We start from the raw sequence: 23,692 nt of genomic DNA on the forward strand, positions 1-23,692 counted from the left end.
GCGCTGGCCCGTCGGCGGCGCCGAGGTGATGCGGGAGCAGGTGGGCGCGGTGTGTGAGGCGGATCTGCTGCTGAAGAAGAGGCGGAAGGTGTAGATCTAGGGGGTGGGCGGGGCCAGCGAGATGCGGGGGGGGGGGGGGGTGGTGGTGGGGGGCCCCCCGCAACTGCTCGCCCAGCAGCGGGACCCGGGGCCCGCCCTGACCGGCCGCACCTTCGGCGGCGCGGCCCGCGTCCCCGTCCCCGGACCCGCGCCCGCCGCGGAGGCGCCCTCGGCCGCGTCGCGCCTCCCGGACGTCCGGGACGCCGAGCGGACCGCACCTCCCGAGGAGACGCCGCGGACCCGCCCGCCGTCCGCGACACCGGGCGGACTGCCCGTGCGCTCCCCGGGCCGGACCATGGCCGAGGCCGAGCGCGAACGGCGCGACCCGCCCCCGCGGCCCACCGGCCGGCCGGCGACGGCGTCCCGCGACGCCGGATCCAGCTTCGGTGCCTTCCACCGCGGGCGCCGGTCCGGAGCGGCCGGCGGGGCGGCGACGCCGGAACCGCCCGCGTCGGGGTAGACCGCGCGCCCCACCGCACGGCGCACAACGGCGCCCCCCGCCCCCGAGTTCGTGAGATTGGAGGACCGGGCCGGTGACCGGAGCAACAGCACCCACCGTCCCCTCACCCATCATGCAGACCACCGACAACAGCCTCACCTGGCTCCTCCAGAACCTCCTGGACAGCACCCCCGGCACCCGCCACGCCCTCGTCCTGTCCCGGGACGGCCTCCGGCTCTGCTGGACCGAACACCTCACCCTGGACCGGGCCGACCAGCTCGCCGCGATCTGCTCCGGCATCCAGGCCCTCGCCCAGGGCGCCTCCGTCGAGTTCGGCAACGGAACCGGTGGCGTACGGCACTCCATGACCGAGTTCCACGGAGGGCTGCTGTTCATCGTCGAGGCGGGCGAGGGCGCACACCTGGCCGTCGTCGCGGTGGAGGACGCCGACCCCGGCGTGGTGGGCCACCAGATGACCGAGTTGGTCGAGCAGATCGGTGAGCACCTGCGGGCCGCGCCGCGCCACGCCCTCCGCGGGAGCGGCTCGTCGTGACGCGCAGGCCCGTGGACACCGGCGCACCCGACCGGCTCTACACGGTCACGGGCGGACGCAGCCGCGCCGACGACTCCTTCGACCTCGTCACCCTGGTGGTCGGCGAGTGCGAACCGTCGGCCGGCATGCAGTCGGAGCACATCCGGATCCTGGAACTGTGCCGGCACCCCACGGCCGTGGTGGAACTCGCCGCCGAACTGGCCCTGCCGATCACGGTGGTCCGCATCCTGCTCGGCGACCTGCTCGCCACCGGGAGCATCACCGCCCGCCATCCGCGCCTGGGGCGGACCGCCGCGTCGCACCGCCCCGATACCGCCCTTCTCCAGGAGGTGCTCCATGGGCTCCGCAACCTCTGACACACCCGCCCCCGCGCACCCCTCCGCCTCCGGCCGCACACCCCTGACCGACGCCGCCGAGACCGGCCTGAAGATCGTCGTCGTGGGCGGGTTCGGCGTCGGCAAGACCACCCTGGTCCGCTCCGTCAGCGAGATCCGGCCGCTCAACACCGAAGAGGTGATGACCCAGGCCGGCGTAGGCGTCGACGAGACCGGCGACGTCACCGCGAAGACCACCACCACGGTGGCCTTCGACTTCGGCCGGATCAGCCTCAACGACCGCGTGGTGCTGTACCTGTTCGGCGCCCCCGGCCAGGAACGCTTCTGGTTCCTGTGGGACCGCCTCTTCTCTGGCACCCTCGGGGCGGTCGTCCTCGTCGACACCCGCCGCATGGACGACTCCTGGTACGCGATAGACCGGCTGGAACACCACGGCACCCCGTTCGTCGTGGCCGTCAACCGCTTCGACGACGACACCGCCCGGCACTCCCTGGACGAGATCCGCCTTGCCCTCGCGCTGCCGGAGCGCGTACCGCTGATCGACTGCGACGCCCGGGTACGCGCGTCCGGCAAGCACGTGCTGGTCACCCTCGTGGACCACCTCTACCAACTGGCCCTGGCCCAGGAGGGCGCACCGTGACCGACATCGACCCCGCTCCGCACCCCGTCGCCGCACCGGGCTGCCCCGCCCACCCGGACGCCGTCCCGCTGGCCGGTCTCGCGTACCAGCAGACGCCGTCGGAGCTGTACCGCGGACTGCGGGGCGAGCACGGCGCCGTCGCACCGGTGCTCCTCGACGGCGGGGTGCCCGCCTGGCTGGTCCTCGGCTACCCCGAGGTCAGCTACGTGACCGGCCACGACGAGCTGTTCGCCCGGGACTCCCGGCGCTGGAACCAGTGGGACCGCATCCCGCCCGACTGGCCGCTCATGCCCTACGTCGGACATCAGCCCTCGGTGCTGTTCACCGAGGGCGCGGAACACCGGCGCCGGGTCGGCGTGATCACCCAGGCCCTGGCCGGCGTCGACCAGTTCGAGCTGGCCCGGGACTGCCGGCAGCTCGCCGACCGGCTCATCGCAGGCTTCGCCGGCAGCGGCCGGGCCGAGCTGATGAGCGGCTACGCGCACGCCCTGCCCATGCGCGCCGCGGTACGCATGTGCGGGATGCCGCACAGCGGTGCCGAGACCCAGCACCTCGTCGAGGACCTGCGCGTCTCCCTCGACGCGGCGGAGGGCGACGACCCCGTCGCGGCGTACACGCGGGTGGGCGAGCGCATCCACGGCCTGGTCCGGCACAAGCGCGAGTGGCCCGGCCCCGACGTCACCTCACGGATGCTGACCCACCCCGCGGGCCTGACCGACGAGGAGACGGTGCAGGACCTGATCTCCGTCATCGCCGCCGCCCAGCAGCCCACCGCCAACTGGATCGGGAACACGCTCCGGCTGCTGCTCACCGACGAACGCTTCGCCCTCAACGTGTCGGGCGGTCGGCTCAGCGTGGGGGAGGCGCTCAACGAGGTGCTGTGGCTGGACACGCCGACACAGAACTTCATCGGCCGCTGGGCCGTGAACGACACCCAGTTGGGCGGCCGGCAGATCCGCGCCGGCGACTGCCTCGTCCTCGGCCTGGCCGCGGCCAACACCGACCCGCAGCTCTGGCCCGAGGCCCACGTCGGTGCCGAGAACTCCGCGCACCTGTCCTTCAGCAACGGCGAACACCGGTGTCCGTACCCGGCACCACTGCTCGCCGACGTCATCGCCCGTACCGCGGTCGAGACCCTGCTGGAACGCCTCCCCGACCTAGTCCTCGCGGTAGAGCCCGAGGAACTGACCTGGCGTCCGTCGGTCTGGATGCGCGGACTCACCGCCCTGCCCGCCCTGTTCACCCCCGTGGTGGTCTGACAGGGCGGGCCGGCGTCAGCCCGCGCGCGGTGTGAACCGCACCGGCAGGGACCGCGGGCCGCGGGTGAACACCCCGTGCTCCACCGCGTCGAAGCCGTCGTCCGGCCGCAGGTCCGGCATGGCGTCCAGCAGTTGCCCCACGCCGGTCTCGACCTCCGCCTTCGCGAGCAGCGCTCCGACGCAGAAGTGCCGGCCCAGCGCGAAGGCGAGATGATCGGCGGCGGCCGAGAAGGCGGTCGTCACGGTCAGGTCCTCGCGGTGGAGGTCGAAGCGGTCCGGGTCGCGGTAGCGGCTGCCGTCCCGGTTGGCCGCGCCGATGAGACACGTGACGGTGTCGCCCGCCGGTATGGTGCCGCCGCTCAGCTCTACCTCGGACGCCGACTGACGCATGATCATGTGCACCGGCGGGGTGTAGCGCAGCGTCTCCGCGAAGGCGCGCGGTATCAGGGACCGGTCCTCGCGCACGGCGGCCAACTGCTCCGGGTGGGCGAGCAGGTTGGCGAAGATACTGGCGATCGCCTTGTCCGTGGTCTCACCGCCCGCCGCGAGCAGCAGGCTGCAGAACGCCTTGATGTCCTCGTCGCTCATCCGGACCCCGTCGACCTCGGCCGCGCACAGCGTGGACAGCAGGTCGTCGCCCGGGTTCTCGCGGCGCTCCTGGATGACGGGGAGCATGTACTCGGCGAACTCGACGCGGGTGCGCGCTCCGGCGGCCGCCACCTCCTGGTCCCCCGCGAGGTTGCCCAGGAAGGCGATGACCGACGTGTACCAGCCGTGGAACCGGTCGTGGTCCGCCTTGTCCAGACCCAGCATGTCCGCGATGACATCGACCGGGAAGCGGGTCGCGTAGTCGGCGACCAGGTCGGCGCGTCCGGTGTGCCGGAACGCGTCGATCAGCTCGCGGGAGTTGCGCTCGATCACCGGCAGGAACCGCTCCTGGAGATCGGCCCCGCGAAACGCCGGCGCGACCAGCGCGCGCCGCACCGCGTGCTCCCGGCCGCCGAGCTGGAGGATCGTCCTGCCGTGCACGGGCTCGAGCTGCCAGTCGTAGTTCTCGGTCGTGAACTGCCCGTTCCGGTCCTTGAAGACGCGCTCCACGTCGTCGTAGCGCGAGACGATCCAGCTCCGCGTGGCCTCGTGCCAGATGAGGGGCGCCCTCTCCCGCATCGCCCGGTAGACCGGATAGGGGTTCGCCGCGAACTCGGGGGAGAGGATGTCGGGGACCTGCTGCGCGGTGGACATGGGACTCCTCGGTCGACAACGGCCTGACGCCACCAGGCTATTGACGACACGTCCGCCCCGACAGCCCGCGCGCGTCCCCGCCTCAGCCCAGCGGCGTGAGGAACTCCCGGGTGGTCAGCGGCCGGTCGACGACGCGGGTGTCGCCGATCCAGCCGTAGAAGCCCTGCCCGTACCGCTCGTCGAACTGGGTGGCGCCGAGGACGAAGGGCTTGCCGAGGGTGGCGATGCCGGTCGAGGGCTGGGACGGGTTGCGGGCGATGCGCGAGCCGTCGACGTACACGACGGTCCGGCGGCCGTCGTTGACCACGGCGAGGTGCATCCAGCGCCCCACCGGCACGGCGTGGCTCCACGACGTGGGGTCGGCGTCCTGGCGCTCCGGGTAGACGACGAACTGGAGGAACCGCTCGGGGGAGAGGTTGAGGCTGCACGTCGGCTCCAGCGGGGACCAGCCGGTGGTCTTGCCCGCGTCGCCGTTGCGCCCCTCCCAGCTGAGGATGCCCATCCAGCTGTGATCGCCCTCGAAGGGCTCGGGGAGCCGGACGAAGGTCTCGATGGTGTACCCGCGCGGGAACTTCTCGGCGTTCAGCGGCGCCCGCGGCCCCGTACGCAGCACCGCGCCCTGGTCCGGGGACTTGCCCCCGTCGAAGCGGAGACTGGCGTGCGCGGGCTGCCCCGGGTGGTGCTCCGGCGACCAGGTGAGCACGTCGGGCGCACCGGCGTGCAGGCGGCCGACCGTCAGGTCGTTGCCGTGGCCCGAGAGGTCCCGCACCACCACGCCGTCGGCGACGGGACCGCCCGCCGGGACGGTCTTCATGCCGGCGGCGTCGAACCGCCAGTAGGCGACCGTGCCGCGCGGCATCACGGCGGAGGCGGGGCGCGGCTTCGGCGGGACGACCGGGGCGAAGCCGCCGAAACGCCGGTCGAAGTCGACGGCCAGGCTGAACCGGTCGTCGGGGCCGGTCAGTTCGACCGTCTCGGCCTCCAGCGCGGTGCGCCGGTCCGGGTCGCGGGACAGGAACCACGGCGCGAAGGTCTCCACGTCGATCACCCCGCGCACGACGTCGAAGCCGTAGGTCCGGATCATGCCGGCGCCGCCGTAGTAGCGGTCCTGGTAGTTGGTGATGTGGATGTGGACATCGTTGTCGGCGTCGTTGGTGAGGACTGTCCGGCCCGGCGGCCAGTAGTGCCCGCCCAGCGCGAGGAAGATCTGGTCGTTGCCGCGGATCAGCCCGTCCCACAGGCGCTGCCCGTGCTCGGACAGCCGGGCCGACCCGTCCTCCTCGGCGAACGCGAGGTCGTGCGTGGTGAGCACGGCGGGCAGCGTCGGGTGGGTGTCGAGCACGCCCTGCGCCCAGTCCAGGCCCCGGTCGGAGATCCGCCAGTCCAGGGCGAGGATCAGCCAGTCCCGGCCGGCGGCCCGGACGACGTGGTGGCTGTTGTACCCGTCGGGCGACGAGCCGCGGTACGTGGGCATCGACGCGTAGCGCCGCGGCCCGAACTCCCGGAGGTAGGCGGAGTCACCGCGCTGGTCGTCCGTCGACGAGGCGATGTCGTGGTTGCCGGCCAGCACGCTGTACGGCACCTTGCCGTGCAGGGTGCGGAAGGTCTGTGCGGCCCGCCGGATCTCGTCCTCGGTGCCGTGCTCGGTGACGTCGCCGAGGTGGGTCATGAAGGCGATGTTCGCCGCCGACCGCTCCGTGACGAGGTGCCGGAAGGTCTCCCGCAGCGGCGCCGGGTCGGCGCTGTCGGCGTCGAACAGGTACTGGGTGTCGGGCAGGACGGCGAGGGTGAAGCGCGGGCTGTCGGTGTCGAAGCGGCCCGCGCGGTCCTGCCCGGCGGCGTGCGCCGGCCCGGCCTCGACGGCGGCCGCGGTGAAGGCCGCCGTCGCCACCGAGCCGGCGACGGCGGCGCGCAGGACCGCGCGTCTGTCGGGGCCGTCGTGCTGTTCCGTCTGCTCCGCCGTGCTCATCTGCGCCTCCGGGACCGGGGTTCGGGCTTCCCGGCCCACGGTGCTCAGCGGCCGTGACCATGCGCTGACCGCGAGCTGAACGCCGTATGGTGCGCGGCGGGCGGCTGGGGAGGACCCACCCTTGAGCCGCCGGCAGGACGTGCGCGCAGGAGTGGGGCTACGCCCTGGAGTCGAACGCCGGGACGGTGCCGAGCAGTTCGGACAGGTCGGCGCCGACCGCGATCTCGCGGGGCGCGGTGCCCCGGCGGAAGAGACGGGCGTCGCGCGCGCCGCCGAGGGTCGCGCGTCCGCCGTCGACGCGCAGCCAGGATCCCTCGCGCAGGCCGAGGACCGGCACGTCGTTCTCCTCCAGGAACTCCGTCAGCCGTTCCTCGCGGGTCTCGCCCTTGTGCGTGGACGCCGGGTCCGGGTCGAGGTAGTGCGGGTTGATCTGGAAGGGGACGAGTCCGAGCGCCTCGAAGGAGGGCGGCTCGACGATCGGCATGTCATTGGTGGTGCGCAGCGACGGCGCCGCCATGTTGGTGCCGGCACTGGCCCCCATGTACGGCAGCCCCGCCCCGACGGCCTTCGCCAGCGCCTCGCGCAGTCCCGTGCGGTACAGCGCGGAGAGCAGCCGGAAGGAGTTGCCGCCGCCGACGAACACCGCGTCCGCCTCGCCGAGGCGCGCGAGCGGGTCCCCGCCCTCGTGCACGCCCCGCACGTCGATCCCGGCCCCGGCGAGCGCGCCGCGCACCTGCGCCGTGTAGCCGTCGTGGTCGGCGATGGCGTACGGCACGAAGACCAGACGTGCGCCCGCGGGCAGGAAGCCGGTCACGGTGTCCATGGCGTGTTCCAGGTAACCGAGGCCGTGCTGGGTGGAGTTGGACAGGAGCAGGAGATTCACGGGGTGGTCCTCGTCGACGGGGGTGGATCGGTGGTGCGGGTCAGGCGGTGCGCGGCGGGCGGCGCGGGCGCCTGTGGTGCTGGGGTGGATGCGTCAGGCGCTGCTCCAGCAGCCGGGCGGCCCGGCGCAGGACCTCCAGGCGGTCCTCGGGCCCCTCGGGGAAGCGCTCCTTGGCGGCGCCGAGACTGAGGCTGCCGTACGGCTCGGCTCCGAGGAACACGGGGATGGCGACGGTGCCGATGCCGGCGTCGTACTCGCCGGTCGTCCAGGCGTAGCCCTGCGCGCGGACCTGGCGGAACTCGCGTTCCAGCTGGTCGGCGTCGGTGACGGTGCGCTCCGTGAAGCGGGCCATGGGGCGTCCGCGGAAGAGGCGGTGGCGCTGGTCGTCGGGCAGGAAGGCGTAGAACGACTTGCTGGTGGCGCCGGCGTGCGCCGGGTACAGCTCACCGACCAGCGGGTAGTAGCGCAACGGCCCCTCCTCGCCCTCGACGGCCGCGACGCAGCGCATGTGGAAGTTGTCGGGCAGGCAGAAGAGCACCGTGTCGCCGGTCGCCGCCCGCAGCTCCTGGAGGACCGGCTCGGCGAGCAGCTCCAGGGAGCCCGAGCGCTCCCAGAGCCGGCCCAGGCGCAGGGCGGCCGGACCGATGCGGTAGCGGCGGGTCGCGGGGTCGGAGACCAGGAAGCCGCGGCCCGCCAGCGTGGACAGCAGGCGTTGGGCGACGGAGGTGTCCCAGCCGAACTCGGCGGCGATCTCGGTGACACCCCAGTCCGGCCGCGTGCGCTCGAAGGCCAGCAGCACCAGCAGCGCGCGGTCGACGGTCTGGAGCGCCCCGGCCGGGGTCTTCCGGTCCGCGGGCCGCACCGGGGGCGACTCGGTCACGGCGTCTCCTCTCCATCTCGCCATTCAGACGCTTATTGCAGATAACGGGAAACAGTTGCGGAGAACGTTAACCGATCCCGAACCTGCTGTCAGCACCGCTCCCGGTGCGGATCAGGAGAACTGCCCATGTTGAAGTACGTCCTGGACCTCGTGGACCTGCTGGACGATCCCGACGTCGACGGAAAGACCGTCGCCGCCCACCTCGACTCCGTCGCGGGGCCCGGGGGGTCCGGCGCCGAGGTCACCACCGTCACCGGCGAGCGCGGCTCGACGGACTTCGTGCTCGTGCGGATCCCCGGCCGGGACGGCCGCACCCGCGGCGGCCAGGCGCGCACCCTGGGCGTGGTGGGGCGGCTCGGCGGCATCGGGGCACGCCCGGAGGCGACCGGCCTGGTCTCCGACGCCGACGGCGCGGTCGCCGCGCTCGCCACCGCCGCCAAGCTCCTCGACATGGGCCGCCGCGGCGACGTGCTCGACGGCGACGTGATCGTCGCCACGCACATCTGCCCGAACGCCCCCACGGCACCGCACGACCCGGTGCCCTTCATGGACTCGCCCGTCGACATCGCGACCATGAACCGGCACGAGGTCACCGGCGAGATGGAGGCCGTGCTCTCCGTCGACACCACCAAGGGCAACCGGATCATCAACCACAAGGGCCTCGCCCTGTCGCCCACCGTCAAGGAGGGCTGGGTGCTCAAGGTCAGCGAGCAGCTCGGGGAGCTGCTGGCCGTGGTGACCGGTGAGCCGTTGGTCACGTACCCGGTGACCACCCAGGACATCACCCCGTACGGTAACGGTGTACACCACATCAATTCGATCCTTCAGCCGGCCACGGCGACGGCCGCTCCGGTCGTCGGCCTCGCGATCACCTCCGCGGCGGCCGTGCCCGGCTGCCAGACGGGCGCCAGCCACGAGACGGACATCGCGGCGGCGGCCCGTTTCGCCGTAGAGACCGCGAAGTCCTACGGCGGCGGACGGATCGACTTCCACGACGACCAGGAGTTCGACGCGCTCGTGTCCCGCTACGGCTCGCTGACCCGGCTGCAGACCCTCGGCCGCGCACCCGGGGAGTCGTGATCATGGCCACGCACAAGAACACCGGCACCGCGCCCGGGAACACCGGCACCGAGCCCGCCACGGGCGCCGCCCGCGCCGTCGGCAGCGACGACTACGCCCTCTCCCGCGTCCCGCGCGACAAGCGGCTCGGCTTCTGGACGATGCTCCTCCAGTGGCTCGCCCAGTCGGGCTCCATCTCCCAGTTCACCCTCGGCGCCACCATCGGCGTCGGCATGACCTTCGGCGACGCCTTCCTCGCGTTCACCCTCGGTGCGGTGATCCTGGAAGTGGTCATCTTCGCGATCGGCCTGGCCGGCATGCGCGAGGGCCTGGCCACCCCGCTGCTCACCCGCTGGGCCGGCTTCGGCCGCAACGGCTCGGCCCTGGTCAGCCTGGTCATCTCGGTCAGCCTCGTGGGCTGGTTCGGCGTCCAGAACACGATCTTCGGGGACAGCGTCTCCGCGCTGGTCGGCGGCCCCTCCTGGCTGTGGTGCGTGGCGGCCGGTGTGGGCATCACCGTCCTGGTGATCTTCGGCTTCAGGTACATGGCCGTCTTCGCGAAGATCGTCACCCCGCTGTTCTTCGCCATGGTCGCCTGGTCGGTGACCGACGCGTTGAGCGACCACTCGCTCTCGGAGCTGATCAACTCCCCGGCACCCGGCGAGACCATTCCGCTCGCCGTCGCGGCCACCGCCATCGCGGGCGGCTTCATGACCGGCGCGATCGTCTCCCCGGAGATGACCCGCTACAACCGCAAGGGCAGCCACGTCTTCCTGCAGAGCGCGTCGTCGATGATCCTCTCCGAGTACATCGTCGGCCTGACCGGCGTGCTCCTCGGCCACATGGTCGGCAGCGGCCAGGTCTCCCAGATCGTGCTCTCCACGTCGGGCGTCTTCGGCGTGCTCGTCGTCCTGATGTCCACCGCGAAGATCAACGACTGGAACCTGTACGGCTCCTCGCTCGGCGTCGTCAACTTCTTCCAGGTCGTCTTCGGCAAGCGCCTGCACCGGGGCGCGGTCACCATCGCCCTCGGCATCGCCGGCACCCTGCTGTCCGCCGTCGGCATGATGACCCACTTCACCGACTTCCTGTCCGTGCTGGGCGTCGCCATCCCGCCGGTCGGCGGCATCATCGTCGCCGAGTACTGGGTCGTGCGCCGCATGCGGGCACCCCTGGACGCCACCCGCGAGGCCGGGACGCTGCCCGCCACCTCGCCGACCTGGGTGCCGATGTCCCTGGTCATCTGGGCGGCCGCCTTCTGCGTCGGCAAGTTCTACGACGGCGGCATCCCCGCCCTGAACTCGCTGCTGACCGCGTTCGTCCTCTACTGCGCCCTCGGTCTGGCCGGCTGGATCAGGACGTACGGCACCACCGCCCTCGACGACACCACCGAACCCGCCCCGGCCGCCTCCGGCACGGCCCCCGTAGGAGCACCGTGAGCACCACCGCCCCCGCCCCCGTCCCGGCCTCCGAGGAGGCGCAGCGGGAAGTCGTCGAGCTGTGCGCCGAGCTGATCCGCTTCGACACCTCCAACCCCACCAGCGACGAGCGCGCCTGCGCCGACCGGGTCGTCGAACTCCTCGCCGAGGCCGGCATCGCCTCCGAACTGGTGGAGAGCGCCCCCGGCCGCGCCAACGTCGTCGCCCGCATCCCGGGCGGCGACCCGGCGCGCGGCGCCCTGCTGGTCCACGGCCACCTGGACGTCGTACCCGCCGACCCGGCCGAATGGCGGGTGCCGCCGTTCTCCGGGGAGATCCGCGACGGCTACCTGTGGGGCCGGGGCGCCATCGACATGAAGGACACGGTGGCCGTCATGCTGGCCACCGCCCGGCACTTCGCCCGCACCGGCACCCGGCCCGCCCGCGAGATCGTGCTCGCCTTCCTCGCCGACGAGGAGGCGGGCGGCAGGTTCGGTGCCCACTGGCTGGTCGAGCACCGCCCCGACCTGTTCGCCGGCGTGACCGAGGCGATCGGCGAGGGCGGCGGCTTCAGCTACGCACTGGACGACACCCGGCGCCTCTACCCGATCGAGAACGCCCAGCGCGGCATGGCCTGGATGGAACTGACGGCCGACGGCCGCGCCGGCCACGGCTCCTCCCCGAACGACGAGAACGCCGTCACCGACCTCGCCGAGACCCTGACCCGCATCGGTCGGCACACCTTCCCCGTCCGGCTGATCGAGCCGGTACGCGCCCTGCTCGCCGAGGCCGCACGCCTCCAGGGCGTCGACCTCGACCTCGACGCCGAGGACCTGGACACCGAGCTGGCCAAGCTCGGTCACGTGGCCGACTTCATGCAGGTCGTGCTGCGCAACTCGGCGAACCCGACCATGTTCACCGCCGGCTACCAGACCAACGTCATCCCCGGCCGGGCCACCGCCCGCGTCGACGGCCGCTTCCTGCCGGGCCACGAACAGGAGCTGCTCGACGCGATCGACGCGCTGCTCCTGCCCTCGGTGTCCCGCCGGTGGGTCAACCACGACATCGCGATGGAGACGTCCTTCGACGGCCCCCTCGTCGACGCCATGTGCGCCGCGGTGCGCGCCGAGGACCCCGACGGCCACCCGGTGCCCTACTGCAACCCGGGCGGCACCGACGCGAAGGCCTTCACCAAGCTGGACATCCGCTGCTTCGGCTTCAAGGGCCTCAAACTGCCCCACGACCTCGACTACGGCCGCCTCTTCCACGGCGTGGACGAGCGGGTGCCGCTGGAGGGGCTGCGGTTCGGGGTGCGGGTGATGACGCGGTTGTGGCAGGAGTGCTGAGGCGGGCCCGGCGGGCCGCTCACGGCCGCGGGAATGCGCCGGCCGGGGTCGGTGTTGACGGATGCGAATGACATGCGCGGGTCAGAACAGGAACGGACACCGCGGGCTCGGTCGGAAGGAGCACCCATGGCACGCGGCACCGCACGCCCGGTCGTCAGGCTGAAGTCGACGGCGGGCACCGGCGTCACCTACGTGACGCGCAAGAACCGGCTCAACGACCCCGACCGCCTCGTGCTGCGCAAGTACGACCCGGTCGCGGCGGCGCACGTGGCGTTCCGCGAGGAACGCTGACCCCGCGCCGCAACGGAACGAGGAGGACCCATGAAGGTGCGCAATTCCGTCCGCTCGCTCAAGGCCAGGCCCGGCGCGCAGGTGGTGCGCCGCCGGGGTGTGACCTACGTGATCAACAAGAAGGACCCGCGCTTCAAGGCCCGCCAGGGCTGAGCGGCCCGTGTCCCCGGCCCGGCCCCGCGCTCGCGGGGCCGGGCCCTTTCGCGCGCGTGGTGCGGTCCGGTCGCCGGCGCCGGGCCCACCACCCGGGCGGCGGTGCCGCGACCAGCGGCTGACACACTGCTGAGCGCGCATTCGCCCGCCCTCAGGAGGACTTCGCCATGACCGAGCAGCCGCCGGCCCGCCTCGCCCGCTACGGGCGCCGGTTCGACAGGCTCTTCGCGGAGTACTTCGACGACCTGGCCGGGACGCTGGACGGGCCGTCGTTCAGCCGCTTCACCCCGGAGTGCGTGGAGCTGCTGCGCGACCTGTCCCTGCGCGGCGGCAAGCGGATGCGGGTCGTGCTGCTCCACGAGGCCGCCCGGCTGGTCACCGACGGGCCCGTCGAGGGGCTGGACGCCGCCGCGCTGAGCGTGGAGCTGCTTCAGACCCACGGCCTGGTCCACGACGACCTCATCGACGACAGCGCGACCCGCAGGGGCGGCCCGACGACGTACTACGCCTACCGAAGGAAGTTCCCCGGGCAGCCGCGGGCGGCGCTCGCCCTCACCGTGCTCGCCGGCGACCTCGCGCTCGCCCTGTCGCTGCGGGCGCTGCTGGACGCGGAGCTGCCGGCCGAGGTCCGCCAGGCCATGGTCGAAGTGCAGACGCGGGCGGCGGCCGACACCATCGTGGGCCAGATCGCCGACCTGGAACGCGACTTCACCGACACGGTCCCGGACGACGAGGTGCTGCACGACGTCGCCGACCGGAAGTCGGCCCGGTACTCGGTGCTCGCCCCCATGACCCTCGGGCTCATCGCGGCGGGAGAGGAACCGAGGGCCCACGAGGGCGAGTTGCGGCGCTACTCGCGCCTGGTCGGGATCTGCGGGCAGATGCGCGACGACTACCTCGACCTCTTCGGCGACGCCGACACCATGGGCAAGCCGACCGGTACCGACCTCCGCGAGGGCAGGCACACCTACGCCGTCGTCCGGCTCCTGTCCGCCGTGAGCGGCTCCGAGCGGGACTTCGTGCGGTCGGCCCTGGGCGACCCCGGCTGCACGCCCGCGACCGTCGCCGAGATCCGCGCGATCGGCGAACGCCGGGGCGTCGCCGACCGCATGCGCGCCGAGATGGCGCGGTACGCCGAGCAGGCCCGCCTGGTGGCGGAGGGCTGGCGGCCGCGGTGGCGCGAGGACGCGGTGGCCTTCTTCGAGCGGCTGCCGGGGTGGAGCGTGGAACGGGCCGCCTGACACCAGTTCCCCACGTCACTCAAAGGGGTATTCGGGATCTTCCGCCCCGTATGCCCGGTCATGATCGGCACGGATGCTCCGTCGACCAGGCGCATCCGTGCCGACGACGTGACCGGTGGGGAGAGGCATGACGGACGCGACGCGACGGGGCCGGGGCAGGGAAGAGCGGGCCGTGCTGGTGGCCGCGGGCCTGGCCGACCTGGCGGTGAGCACGATCAGCTCGGCGGTGGGCGGGCTGCGCGGGCTCCTCGGCCGTTCGGACACCGCCGACCTGGTGCGGGACGTGGAGGGAGACCTCCAGGCCCGGGGCAGGCTGGCACTGGACCGGTACACGAGAGTGCCCCCGGCCCACCTGGAGGTCCTCGCCCAGCAGGTGAAGGCCCGGCGGACCGCCGACGCCGGCGATGCCTGAGCGCTGGGACCCGGACGCCTTCCGAGCGCGCGTCGACGGCGTCCTGCGGAACTTCCTGGACGAGGAGGCGCGCCTGCTCGTGGCGGTCGACGACTCCCTCGCGCCCGTGGCCGAGCAGCTGCGGGCATCGGCCGGGCACGGCAAACGGCTGCGGGCCGCCTTCTGCTACTGGGGCTGGCGGGCGGCCGGACAACCCGAGAGCGACGCGCTGGTCAGAGCGGCCGCCTCCATGGAACTGGTGCACGCCGCGGCGGTCGTCCACGACGACCTCATCGACGACAGCCCCCTGCGCCACGGCCTGCCCACCGCCCACGTCGCCCTGGAGGCCGTGCTCGTCCGGCGCGGCGGCCACGAGGCCCGCACGGCAGCCCGGTCCCTCGCCATGCTGGTGGGCGACCACCTGATGGCCCTCGCGGGCCGGCTGTTCACCACGAGTGGTCTCCCGGCCGCCTACCTGGCGCGCGCCCGGGACCTGTGGGCCGCGCTGGCCCGCGAGCTCGTCGCCGGCGAGTGCCTGGAGATCCTGCACACCGGTGGACGGCCGGACACCGGCACCTCCTTGAAGGTCGTCCGGTACAAGACCGCCAAGTACACGGTGGAGCACCCGCTGCTCATGGGCGGCCTGCTGGCCGGCGCGGCCCCCGCGCTGCGGGACACCTTCCGCGACTACGGCCTGCCGCTCGGCGAGGCGTTCCAGCTCCGTGACGACCTGCTCGGCCTGTTCGGCGACAGCCGGCGCACCGGGAAGTCCGGCCTGGACGACGTGCGCGGCCGGCGGCCGACCGCTCTGCTGGCCGAGACGTGGAAGGCGGCCGACGACTCCCAACGGCAGTGGCTGCGCGGCCTGCTGGGCCGCGACGACCTGGACGAGGGAGACCTGCGCGACCTGCGCCGTCTCATGCTGGAGCTGAGGGCGCCGCAGCGGATAGAGCGGATGATCGCCACCCGCGTGGAGCGCGCCACACGCGCCCTGGACACCGCCGGGACACCGCCGCACGCCCGCCGGGCACTGCGCGAACTCGCCCTGCATGCCACCGACCGCTCCCACTGACGAGGAGACCGCGATGAACTGCACCGAGACGTCGATGGACGCCCTGCGCCGCAGCGGTGACGAACTGGCCGACGCGGTCGTCGCCACGCTGTTCGAGCGCGGCGAGGTCGGCACGTTCAACTCACTGATGCGCTACGTCTCCACCACCGGGCAGGCCCTGCCGGACGGCCTGCCCGGAGTGGCCCGGGAGTACCTGCGCGCCACCGGCACGCCGCCCGACTGGGTGGACTGGGAGGAGATGGAGCGGGCCCGCGCCTTCTTCATCGACAACAACGTGCACATCTCCACCGCGCTGTCCTTCGCCTCCATGCCCGCCTGCTACGTCGTCCCGCACGTCGCCCGCCTGCTGTCGGCCACCCACGGGCTGGACTACCCCTCCAAACGCATGGCCGAGACCGGGCAGTTCACCGTCTACCTCATGCAGCCCGACGCCTTCGAGGCGGGTGGACGCTTCATCCCAGCCGCTCAGAAGGTGCGCCTGCTGCACGCCGCCATCCGCCACCACCTGAAGCGGGAGAACCGCTGGGACACCGGCACCCTCGGCGTGCCGATCTGCCAGGAGGACATGATCGGCGGGCAGATGTTCTTCTCGCTGCTCGTCCTGGACAGCCTCCACCGGCTCGGCGTCCACATGTCCGTCGAGGGTGCGGAGGCCTACTTCTACGCCTGGCGCGTCGTCGGCGCCATCCTCGGCGTCGACCAGTCGGCGGCCCCGGCCACGCTCGACGAGGCCCGCCGGTTCCTCGACCTGTACATGCTGCGGCACATGGGACCCTCCGAGGAAGGCGTCCACCTCACCAGGCAGCTGATCGACCTGTACGAGGAAGTCGTTCCCGGCACCCTCTTCGACCCGGTCGTCTCCGCGCTGATCCGTCATCTGGTCGGTGACACCTGCGCCGACTGGCTGGGCGTGCCGAGCACCGCCTGGGACACCCTGGTGCGCGCGGCACCGCATCTCCTCGGCGTTCTGGAGACGATCGAGGACCGTTCACCGCTGGGCGCCTGGGCCCTGGACCGGCTCGGCCACCTCACCACCGCCCTGGAGCTGTCCTCCCTGACCCGTGGCCGGGTGATGCACTACGCCATCCCCGAACAGCTGAAGGAGGGATACGGCGTCGCCGGCGCCGCGGCCCGCACCCGGCGCTGGACCCCGCCGCCGGCGACCCTCCCCTGAACACCGGTACGCCCGGCCGTCGGACCGACTGTCAGTGGGATCTCCTACTGTTCAGGCAGTGGAACCCGCGGAACACGCCGCGGGACCGGGCGGGGAGAGGTCTGACATGTCGAAGACGTACCTGGAGCTGTCACAGGACGACGGGAGCGCGCACAAGTTCTACGAAGTCACCGTCCAGGGACAGGTCGTGTCGGTGCGCTACGGCAGGATCGGCGCCGCCGGACAGACCCAGACGTCGACCTTCCCCACCGCCGAGAAGGCCGCGGCCGCGGCCGCCAAGAAGATAGGCGAGAAGGTCCGCAAGGGATACGCCCCGGCCGTCCAGGGACAGCGCGCACCGCGCGCCGTCACCCGCAGGCAGGTGGCCTCCGCGCCCTCCACGGCCCGCGCGGTCGCCCCGGTCCTGTGGCGCTTCCGCACCGGCTCCGCCGCGTTCGGCATCCACATCGACGAGGAGCGCTGCTGGGTGGGCAACCAGTCGGGCGACGTCTACACCCTGGCGCACGGCGGCGAGGTCCTCGCCCACTACCAGCTGCCGGACGGCGTCAAGTGCCTCGTCGCGGACGACTTCTGGATCTACGCCGGCTGCGACGACGGCCGGGTGTACGACCTGTCGTCCAAACTCCCCTTCGCCGCCTACGACATCGCGGCTGACGTCGACATCTTCTGGCTCGACATCCACGAGGGCGTGCTGAACGTCGCGGACCGCGCCGGGCGCCTCACCGTCATCGACCACGAGGACGAACACCAGTGGGCGCGCGGCGGGCGCGGCGAGCACGCCTGGATGGTGCGCGCCGACGACCGCGCCGTCTACCACGGGCACACGCACGGTGTGACGGCCCACGCCCCGGACGGCGGCACCGAGTTGTGGCACACGCCCACCCAGGGGGCCGTGCTCTTCGGCTGGCAGGAGGACGACGCGGTGTACGCGGGCACGGCGCGCCACACGGTCCAGCGGCTGTCGAAGGCGACCGGCACCATCGAGGCGACCTACCGCTGCGACAGCCCGGTGTACTCCTGCGCCACCTCGCCCGGCGGCCGGTACGTGTTCGCGGGTGACTCCGCCTCCTCCGTCTACTGCTTCGACCGGGACGGCACGCGGCTGTGGAAGCTGGGCACCGGCGGCGGCTCCGCGCTGTCGATGCAGTACCGCGACGAGCGGCTGTTCCTGGTCACCACGGACGGCTCCCTGGCCTGCGTGGACGCGAGCGAGGCCGCGGTGAGGGCGGCGGAGCAGGGCTCGGTGCCCGTCGCCCGCGACGTCAAGCTCGCCGCCACCCTGCCGACGTACGCGCCGGCCACCGCGGCCGGAGCCGTCACGACCGTCGCCGTGGCGCCCGCCGGCTCCGTCGTCGTGGAGTGCGTCCAGGAGCACGGCCGGACCCGCATCCATGTGGTGTCGGAGGGGTACGACCGTTCCTGGAACGTCCAGTTCCCGAGGGCGATACGGGAGCCCGGCGCGCGGTACGTGGTCGACGCGCTGCACGCCGCGTCGGGCGGCTTCTACCGGGTGCGCGGGGACATCAGGCGCCTGCAGTGACGGAGCCGCGGCGTCAGGCTATCGACGCCGCTATCACCGCGGAGACCGCGACGTTGCAGGACGCCGTCACCCACACCGCGGGGTGCGGCTCCTGCTCGACCAGCGTCGCGCCCAGCCGCCCCGGGGTGATCAGGTCGACCACCAGGAAGGCCACGGCCATCATGACGAGCCCCAGCAGCCCGAAGACCGCAGTCGACACCAGGCCCTTGCCGAATTCCTCGTACGTGGTCCAGATGGAGGTGAAGACGATGCCCCCGATGCCGAGCAGCGCGGAGCTGAGCACCAGGGCGGCGTTGCGGTTGCGCTGCTCCCAGATCTGCCGGCCGAGCTTGCCGGGGGTCAGCATGTCGACGAGGACGATCCCGAGGACCAGGAGGACCAGACCCAGACCGCCGTAAGCGGCGGCCCGGCCCAGTCCGTTGACGATGTCGCTCATGGGGTAGCCGGCTCCGTTGGGTTGAGGATCGCGAATGATCGTGGTCAAGGCGATGCAAAATGTAGCGCACCCGTGCGGAGCGTCAGGAGGCGGTCCGCAGCGCGCGGTTGCGGCGTACCGAGGACCAGAAGGAGGAGCCGATCAGGACCACGCCGACCAGACCCGTGACGATCTCGTTGATCTCGTACTGGATGGTCACCAGCAGGATGACCGACAGGGCGCCGATGGCGTAGTGGGCGCCGTGCTCCAGGTAGACGTAGTCGTCGAGGGTGCCCTGGCGGACCAGGTAGACGGTCAGCGACCGGACGTACATGGCCCCGATGCCGAGGCCGAGGGCCATCAGGACGATGTCGTTGGTGATGGCGAAGGCGCCGATGACACCGTCGAAGGAGAACGACGCGTCCAGCACCTCCAGGTAGAGGAACATGAAGAACGCTGCCTTGCCGGCCAGCTTGACCGGTGAACCCGATCCTCCGGTGCGCTCCGCCTGCCGCTCCGCCTCGTGCTCGCGCTCCTCCTCGTCCTCCAGCTTCTGCTCGAAGAAGCCGGAGAGCCCGCCGACGACCATGTACGTGATCAGACCGCCGACACCGGCCAGCAGGACCGTCTCCGTCTTGTCGGCATGGATGCCGCCGTGCTGGTGGGCGTGGGCGCCGAAGGTGATCGCGGAGACGAGCAGCAGGATCAGCGCGACGCAGACCGAGAGCATGTCGACCTTGCCGAGCTTGGCCAGCGGGCGCTCCAGCCGGCCGAGCCACTTGATCTCCCGGTCCTCGAAGACGAAGTCGAGGAAGATCATCAGGAGGAACATGCCACCGAAGGCGGCGATCGACGGATGCGCGTCCGTCACCAGCTCCTGATAGCGCTCCTTGTCCGTGAGCGCGAGGTGCACCGCGCTCCAGGGACTCAGCCGCGCGCTGATCGCCACGATCACCACCGGGAAGACCAGCCGCATCCCGAACACGGCGATCACGATGCCCACGGTGAGGAAGATCTTCTGCCAGAAGGCGTTCATCTTCTTCAGGATCCCGGCGTTGATCACCGCGTTGTCGAAGGACAGCGAGACCTCCAGGACGGAGAGGATCGCCACGATGCCGAGTGCCGTCCAGCCGTCGTAGAGCACGCCCACGGCCAGGCCGAGGGCGGTGACGGCGAAAGCCCAGCGGAACGTCTTCAGAAGCACCGGCCACTCATTCCTGTCGTCACGTGCGGGTGGGGCATCCCGTGCCAGTGCCCGCCACGCAGGTTGTCTACCACGATCATCCGGCCCCGGCCGGACAGGACCCGGACGGCCCGTCCGGGACCGTGTTCTGGACGACCACCAAGAATGGAATCGTTCGTTTCCTTGAGTCATTCGTGTTCCAGGGAGTAGGTTCACGGCCATGACGGCATCCCGGCCCTCCCGGAACCAGACCACCGCCGCCGAGCTGCGCGCGGTGGGCCTGCGGGTGACGTCCGCCCGCGTCGCGCTGCTGGAGACGGTCCGGGAGGGCGACCACCTCGACGCCGAGGCGGTCGCGTCCGGGGTGCGCCGGCGCGTCGGGCAGGTCTCCCTCCAGGCCGTGTACGAGGCCCTGCACGCGCTCACCGCGGCCCGGCTCGTGCGCCGTATCGAGCCGCCCGGCAGCCCGGCGCGGTTCGAGGGACGGGTCGGCGACAACCACCACCACGTCCTGTGCCGGTCCTGCGGAGCCCTCGCCGACGTCGACTGCGCCGTCGGCGACGCGCCCTGTCTGACCGCCTCCGACGACCACGGCTTCGCGATAGACGAGGCCGAGGTCATCTACCGGGGCCTGTGCCCCGACTGCTCCACCCCCGGCAGTTCCCCAGCACCTTGATCCGCCCCGTTCGGAAGGATTTCCCTCCCATGTCCGAGAACCACGACGCCATCGTCACCGACGCGAAAACCGAGGAGACGGGTGGCTGCCCGGTCGCCCACGGACGCGCCCCGCACCCCACGCAGGGCGGCGGCAACCGACAGTGGTGGCCGGAGCGGCTCAACCTGAAGATCCTCGCCAAGAACCCCGCCGTGGCCAACCCGCTGGGTGAGGAGTTCGATTACGCCGAGGCGTTCGGCAACCTCGACCTGCAGGCCGTGAAGCGGGACATCGCCGAGGTGCTGACCACTTCGCAGGACTGGTGGCCCGCCGACTTCGGCCACTACGGCCCCCTGATGATCCGCATGGCCTGGCACAGCGCGGGCACCTACCGGATCAGCGACGGCCGCGGCGGCGCCGGCGCCGGCCAGCAGCGCTTCGCCCCGCTCAACAGCTGGCCGGACAACGGCAACCTCGACAAGGCCCGCCGCCTGCTGTGGCCGGTCAAGAAGAAGTACGGCCAGAGCATCTCCTGGGCCGACCTGCTGGTCCTGACCGGCAACGTCGCCCTGGAGCAGATGGGCTTCGAGACCTTCGGCTTCGCCGGTGGCCGCGCCGACGTCTGGGAGGCCGAGGAGGACGTCTACTGGGGCCCGGAGACCACCTGGCTCGACGACCAGCGCTACACCGGCGACCGCGAGCTGGAGAACCCGCTCGGCGCCGTCCAGATGGGCCTGATCTACGTCAACCCGGAGGGCCCGAACGGCAACCCGGACCCGATCGCCGCCGCCCGCGACATCCGTGAGACGTTCCGCCGCATGGCGATGAACGACGAGGAGACCGTCGCGCTGATCGCCGGCGGCCACACCTTCGGCAAGACCCACGGCGCCGGCCCGGCCGACGCCGTCGGCGACGACCCCGAGGCCGCCTCCATGGAGCAGCAGGGTCTGGGCTGGAAGAGCACCCACGGCACGGGCAAGGGCGGGGACGCCATCACCTCCGGCCTCGAGGTCACCTGGACCACGACCCCTACCCAGTGGAGCAACGGGTTCTTCAAGAACCTCTTCGAGTACGAGTACGAGCTGGAGCAGAGCCCGGCCGGCGCCAACCAGTGGGTGGCGAAGGACGCCCCGGAGATCGTCCCGGACGCGCACGACTCGTCGAAGAAGCACCGCCCGAAGATGCTCACCACCGACCTGTCGCTGCGCTTCGACCCGGTCTACGAGCCGATCTCCCGCCGGTTCTACGAGAACCCGGAGGAATTCGCGGACGCGTTCGCCCGTGCCTGGTACAAGCTGACCCACCGCGACATGGGCCCCAAGTCCCTGTACCTCGGCCCGGAGGTCCCGCAGGAGACCCTGCTGTGGCAGGACCCGCTGCCGGAGCCCGAGGGCGCGGCCATCGGTGCCGAGGACGTCGCGACGCTCAAGACCAAGCTCCTCGAGTCGGGCCTGTCCGTCGCGCAGCTGGTGTCCACCGCGTGGGCCTCGGCGTCCACCTTCCGCGGCAGTGACAAGCGCGGCGGTGCCAACGGCGCCCGTATCCGCCTGCAGCCGCAGCGCGGCTGGGAGGTCAACGAGCCCGACGAGCTGGCGCAGGTCCTGCGGGTCCTGGAGGGCGTCCAGCAGGAGTTCAACTCCGGCGGCAAGAAGGTCTCCCTCGCCGACCTGATCGTGCTCGGTGGCTCCGCGGCGGTCGAGAAGGCCGCCAAGGAAGCCGGCTTCCAGGTGCAGGTCCCCTTCACCGCGGGACGCGTCGACGCGACGGAGGAGCACACCGACGCCGAGTCGTTCGAGGCGCTGGAGCCGGTCGCCGACGGCTTCCGCAACTACCACGGCAAGGGCAACCGCCTGCCTGCCGAGTACCTGCTGCTCGACCGGGCGAACCTGCTCACCCTGAGCGCCCCCGAGATGACCGTACTGGTCGGCGGACTGCGCGTCCTGGGCGCCAACCACCAGCAGTCCCAGCTCGGTGCCCTCACCCGGACGCCGGGCGTGCTGACGAACGACTTCTTCGTCAACCTGCTCGACCTGGGCACCACGTGGAAGTCGACGTCCGAGGACCAGACCACGTTCGAGGGCCGCGACGCCGACACGGGCGAGGTCAAGTGGGCGGGCAGCCGCGCCGACCTGGTCTTCGGCTCCAACTCCGAGCTGCGGGCGCTGGCCGAGGTCTACGCGAGCGACGACGCGAAGGAGAAGTTCGTGCACGACTTCGTGGCCGCCTGGGTCAAGGTCATGAACCTGGACCGCTTCGACCTGGCCTGATCCACCGGCGTCCGGGCCGGCCGGTCGGCACCGGCCGGCCCGGACGGGTGCGAAAAGCGGTGGCCGCCCGCGGCGCACGGTGCTGGGATGGCGTGATGCTCGGTGATGTGCCGGTGGTGGTGGACCGGGGGCGGTACGAGGGTGCCGTGACCCCCTGGGAGGAACGGTCCTGGCGGACCGGCGCGTTCGCCTGGACGGCGGGCGTTCTTGCTCGGCGGGGCCTGCGGCCGGCGGGGGAGTGGCGGGTGCGGCTGCGCCCGTGGTCCGTCCTCGTACGCGTGCCCGTAGAGGGCCGTGACGCGGTCTGGTTCAAGGCCAGTCCGCCGGCCAGTGCCTTCGAAGGCGCGCTGACCGAGGCACTGGCCCGCTGGGTGCCCGGGCGGGTACTGGAGCCGCTGGCCGTGGACGCCCGCCGCGGCTGGTCGCTGCTCCCCGACGGAGGACCGCTCTTCCGGGACGTCCTCGCCAAGGGGACGACGGGTCCCGGCGACTGGGAAGAACTCGTACGCCAGTACGCGGTCGCGCAGCACGCCCTCACCCCGCACGTCCCGGAGATCACACGGCTGGGCGTCCCCGGCGTTCCCATCACCGCGCTGCCCGGCGTCTTCGACCGGATCGACGACACCCCGCTGCCACCGCACGAACGCGAGAGCCTGCGGAAGCTGCGTCCCCGCCTGCCGGACTGGTGCGCGGAACTCACGGCCCTGGGCGTCCCGGACTCCCTCGACCACGCCGACCTGCACGACGGCCAGGTGTTCCGCCCCGGGCCCGGCAGGTTCACGTTCTTCGACTGGGGCGACGCCATCGTCTCCCACCCCTTCGCGAGCCTGGCCGTCCCCGCCCGCCGGGCCCGCGAGGAGCACGGGCCGCGGGTACTGCCGCGCCTGCGCGACGCCTACCTGGAGCCCTGGACCGGCGCCGGCCGGAGCACGGCCGACCTGCGGCGGGCGGTGAGCCTCGCCTGGCGGCTCAGCGCACTCGGCCGCGCGGCCGCCTACGGCAGGCTGTTCCCCACCGCGTCAGGCGCCACCCGTGCCGCCACCGCCGAGGCGGCCGCCCGCTGCCTCCTGGAGCTGCTCGACGACCCGCCGCTCTAGGGCCTGTCTGACAATTCCCGTCTGCCTCGCGACGCCATGCACGCTCCCCCACTGCCTTGAGGGCGTGGGAGGTACCCCCACTCGCCGCACC

General features: G+C 72.2%; 24 protein-coding genes. 18 read left to right on the forward strand and 6 right to left on the reverse strand.

From position 1 onward, the window contains the following. The first annotated feature begins 145 nt into the window (after positions 1–145). The 5 genes from ACFW01_RS37070 to ACFW01_RS37090 all read left to right on the forward strand — a co-directional run bounded on the left by ACFW01_RS37070 (position 146) and on the right by ACFW01_RS37090 (position 3,325). Positions 146–559 carry a hypothetical protein gene (locus ACFW01_RS37070; protein WP_384511065.1) on the forward strand — a complete coding sequence of 138 codons (414 nt, stop codon included), beginning with the start codon at positions 146–148 and terminating at the stop codon, positions 557–559. A 112-nt stretch (positions 560–671) separates the two neighbouring features. Continuing rightward, entirely contained in the window at positions 672–1,091 is a 420-nt protein-coding gene (locus tag ACFW01_RS37075; RefSeq protein ID WP_122619181.1) for a roadblock/LC7 domain-containing protein, read from the forward strand. Next, positions 1,088–1,447, forward strand: coding sequence for a DUF742 domain-containing protein (locus ACFW01_RS37080; RefSeq protein WP_234956125.1), 360 nt, complete (start codon positions 1,088–1,090; stop codon positions 1,445–1,447). The genes ACFW01_RS37075 and ACFW01_RS37080 overlap by 4 nt, the downstream gene beginning before the upstream one ends. Next, a complete protein-coding gene (locus ACFW01_RS37085) occupies positions 1,428–2,066 on the forward strand; it encodes an ATP/GTP-binding protein (RefSeq protein WP_384511068.1) in 639 nt (212 codons plus the stop codon). Before ACFW01_RS37080 ends, ACFW01_RS37085 begins: the two co-directional genes overlap by 20 nt. Beyond that, positions 2,063–3,325 (forward strand): cytochrome P450, encoded by a 1,263-nt coding sequence (locus ACFW01_RS37090; RefSeq protein ID WP_384511071.1) that lies wholly within the window; start codon positions 2,063–2,065, stop codon positions 3,323–3,325. The genes ACFW01_RS37085 and ACFW01_RS37090 overlap by 4 nt, the downstream gene beginning before the upstream one ends. A 15-nt stretch (positions 3,326–3,340) precedes the next feature. Here the strand turns inward: ACFW01_RS37090 and ACFW01_RS37095 are convergent, their stop codons facing one another. The 4 genes from ACFW01_RS37095 to ACFW01_RS37110 all read right to left on the reverse strand — a co-directional run bounded on the left by ACFW01_RS37095 (position 3,341) and on the right by ACFW01_RS37110 (position 8,299). Beyond that, a complete protein-coding gene (locus ACFW01_RS37095; RefSeq protein ID WP_384511074.1) occupies positions 3,341–4,567 on the reverse strand; it encodes a cytochrome P450 in 1,227 nt (408 codons plus the stop codon). 82 nt (positions 4,568–4,649) lie between these two features. After that, positions 4,650–6,536, reverse strand: a complete 1,887-nt coding sequence (locus ACFW01_RS37100; protein ID WP_384511077.1) for a LamG-like jellyroll fold domain-containing protein — start codon at positions 6,534–6,536, stop codon at positions 4,650–4,652. A gap of 157 nt (positions 6,537–6,693) precedes the next feature. Next, the gene (gene pepE / locus ACFW01_RS37105; RefSeq protein ID WP_234956133.1) at positions 6,694–7,419 is read right to left on the reverse strand and encodes a dipeptidase PepE; all 726 of its coding nucleotides are present in this window, start codon (positions 7,417–7,419) and stop codon (positions 6,694–6,696) included. A gap of 40 nt (positions 7,420–7,459) precedes the next feature. After that, on the reverse strand, positions 7,460–8,299 hold the full coding sequence (locus tag ACFW01_RS37110; protein WP_384511081.1) for an IclR family transcriptional regulator: 840 nt from the start codon (positions 8,297–8,299) through the stop codon (positions 7,460–7,462). Positions 8,300–8,425: 126 nt separating this feature from the next. On the opposite strand from ACFW01_RS37110, the gene ACFW01_RS37115 reads away from it, so the two are divergent. The 10 genes from ACFW01_RS37115 (at position 8,426) to ACFW01_RS37160 (ending at position 17,984) form a co-directional block, all read left to right on the forward strand. Continuing rightward, positions 8,426–9,379 carry a DUF1177 domain-containing protein gene (locus ACFW01_RS37115; RefSeq protein ID WP_234956137.1) on the forward strand — a complete coding sequence of 318 codons (954 nt, stop codon included), beginning with the start codon at positions 8,426–8,428 and terminating at the stop codon, positions 9,377–9,379. A 2-nt stretch (positions 9,380–9,381) separates the two neighbouring features. Further along, positions 9,382–10,797 carry a cytosine permease gene (locus ACFW01_RS37120; protein WP_384511085.1) on the forward strand — a complete coding sequence of 472 codons (1,416 nt, stop codon included), beginning with the start codon at positions 9,382–9,384 and terminating at the stop codon, positions 10,795–10,797. Further along, a complete protein-coding gene (locus tag ACFW01_RS37125; protein ID WP_384511088.1) occupies positions 10,794–12,122 on the forward strand; it encodes a M20/M25/M40 family metallo-hydrolase in 1,329 nt (442 codons plus the stop codon). Before ACFW01_RS37120 ends, ACFW01_RS37125 begins: the two co-directional genes overlap by 4 nt. A gap of 126 nt (positions 12,123–12,248) precedes the next feature. After that, on the forward strand, positions 12,249–12,413 hold the full coding sequence (gene rpmG / locus ACFW01_RS37130) for a 50S ribosomal protein L33 (protein ID WP_234956143.1): 165 nt from the start codon (positions 12,249–12,251) through the stop codon (positions 12,411–12,413). A gap of 30 nt (positions 12,414–12,443) precedes the next feature. After that, a complete protein-coding gene (ykgO, locus tag ACFW01_RS37135) occupies positions 12,444–12,566 on the forward strand; it encodes a type B 50S ribosomal protein L36 (RefSeq protein ID WP_234956145.1) in 123 nt (40 codons plus the stop codon). A gap of 167 nt (positions 12,567–12,733) precedes the next feature. Next, complete coding sequence (locus ACFW01_RS37140) at positions 12,734–13,807, forward strand: polyprenyl synthetase family protein (RefSeq protein ID WP_234956147.1); 1,074 nt, start codon at positions 12,734–12,736, stop codon at positions 13,805–13,807. Between the two features lie 127 nt (positions 13,808–13,934). Further along, positions 13,935–14,219 (forward strand): polyprenyl synthetase, encoded by a 285-nt coding sequence (locus ACFW01_RS37145; RefSeq protein WP_234956149.1) that lies wholly within the window; start codon positions 13,935–13,937, stop codon positions 14,217–14,219. Then, entirely contained in the window at positions 14,212–15,270 is a 1,059-nt protein-coding gene (locus ACFW01_RS37150; protein ID WP_234956151.1) for a polyprenyl synthetase family protein, read from the forward strand. Before ACFW01_RS37145 ends, ACFW01_RS37150 begins: the two co-directional genes overlap by 8 nt. 13 nt (positions 15,271–15,283) lie before the next feature. Then, entirely contained in the window at positions 15,284–16,444 is a 1,161-nt protein-coding gene (locus ACFW01_RS37155; protein WP_234956153.1) for an oxygenase MpaB family protein, read from the forward strand. A 106-nt stretch (positions 16,445–16,550) separates the two neighbouring features. Beyond that, the gene (locus ACFW01_RS37160; protein WP_384511095.1) at positions 16,551–17,984 is read left to right on the forward strand and encodes a WGR domain-containing protein; all 1,434 of its coding nucleotides are present in this window, start codon (positions 16,551–16,553) and stop codon (positions 17,982–17,984) included. 13 nt (positions 17,985–17,997) lie between these two features. Here ACFW01_RS37160 and ACFW01_RS37165 read toward each other — a convergent pair whose 3' ends face one another. Both ACFW01_RS37165 and ACFW01_RS37170 read right to left on the reverse strand, forming a co-directional pair. Then, positions 17,998–18,420, reverse strand: coding sequence for a DUF350 domain-containing protein (locus ACFW01_RS37165; RefSeq protein WP_384511098.1), 423 nt, complete (start codon positions 18,418–18,420; stop codon positions 17,998–18,000). Positions 18,421–18,502: 82 nt separating this feature from the next. After that, positions 18,503–19,603 (reverse strand): DUF475 domain-containing protein, encoded by a 1,101-nt coding sequence (locus ACFW01_RS37170; RefSeq protein ID WP_234956157.1) that lies wholly within the window; start codon positions 19,601–19,603, stop codon positions 18,503–18,505. Positions 19,604–19,802: 199 nt separating this feature from the next. Between ACFW01_RS37170 and ACFW01_RS37175 the strand changes: the two genes are divergently transcribed. The 3 genes from ACFW01_RS37175 (at position 19,803) to ACFW01_RS37185 (ending at position 23,601) form a co-directional block, all read left to right on the forward strand. Continuing rightward, positions 19,803–20,258 carry a Fur family transcriptional regulator gene (locus ACFW01_RS37175; RefSeq protein WP_384511101.1) on the forward strand — a complete coding sequence of 152 codons (456 nt, stop codon included), beginning with the start codon at positions 19,803–19,805 and terminating at the stop codon, positions 20,256–20,258. Positions 20,259–20,287: 29 nt separating this feature from the next. Then, a complete protein-coding gene (gene katG, locus ACFW01_RS37180; protein WP_234956161.1) occupies positions 20,288–22,504 on the forward strand; it encodes a catalase/peroxidase HPI in 2,217 nt (738 codons plus the stop codon). A 95-nt stretch (positions 22,505–22,599) separates the two neighbouring features. After that, a complete protein-coding gene (locus ACFW01_RS37185) occupies positions 22,600–23,601 on the forward strand; it encodes a phosphotransferase (RefSeq protein WP_234956184.1) in 1,002 nt (333 codons plus the stop codon). The last annotated feature ends 91 nt before the right edge of the window (positions 23,602–23,692 follow it).

The organism is Streptomyces sp. NPDC058985, from assembly GCF_042740985.1.
Lineage (GTDB): Bacteria > Actinomycetota > Actinomycetes > Streptomycetales > Streptomycetaceae > Streptomyces.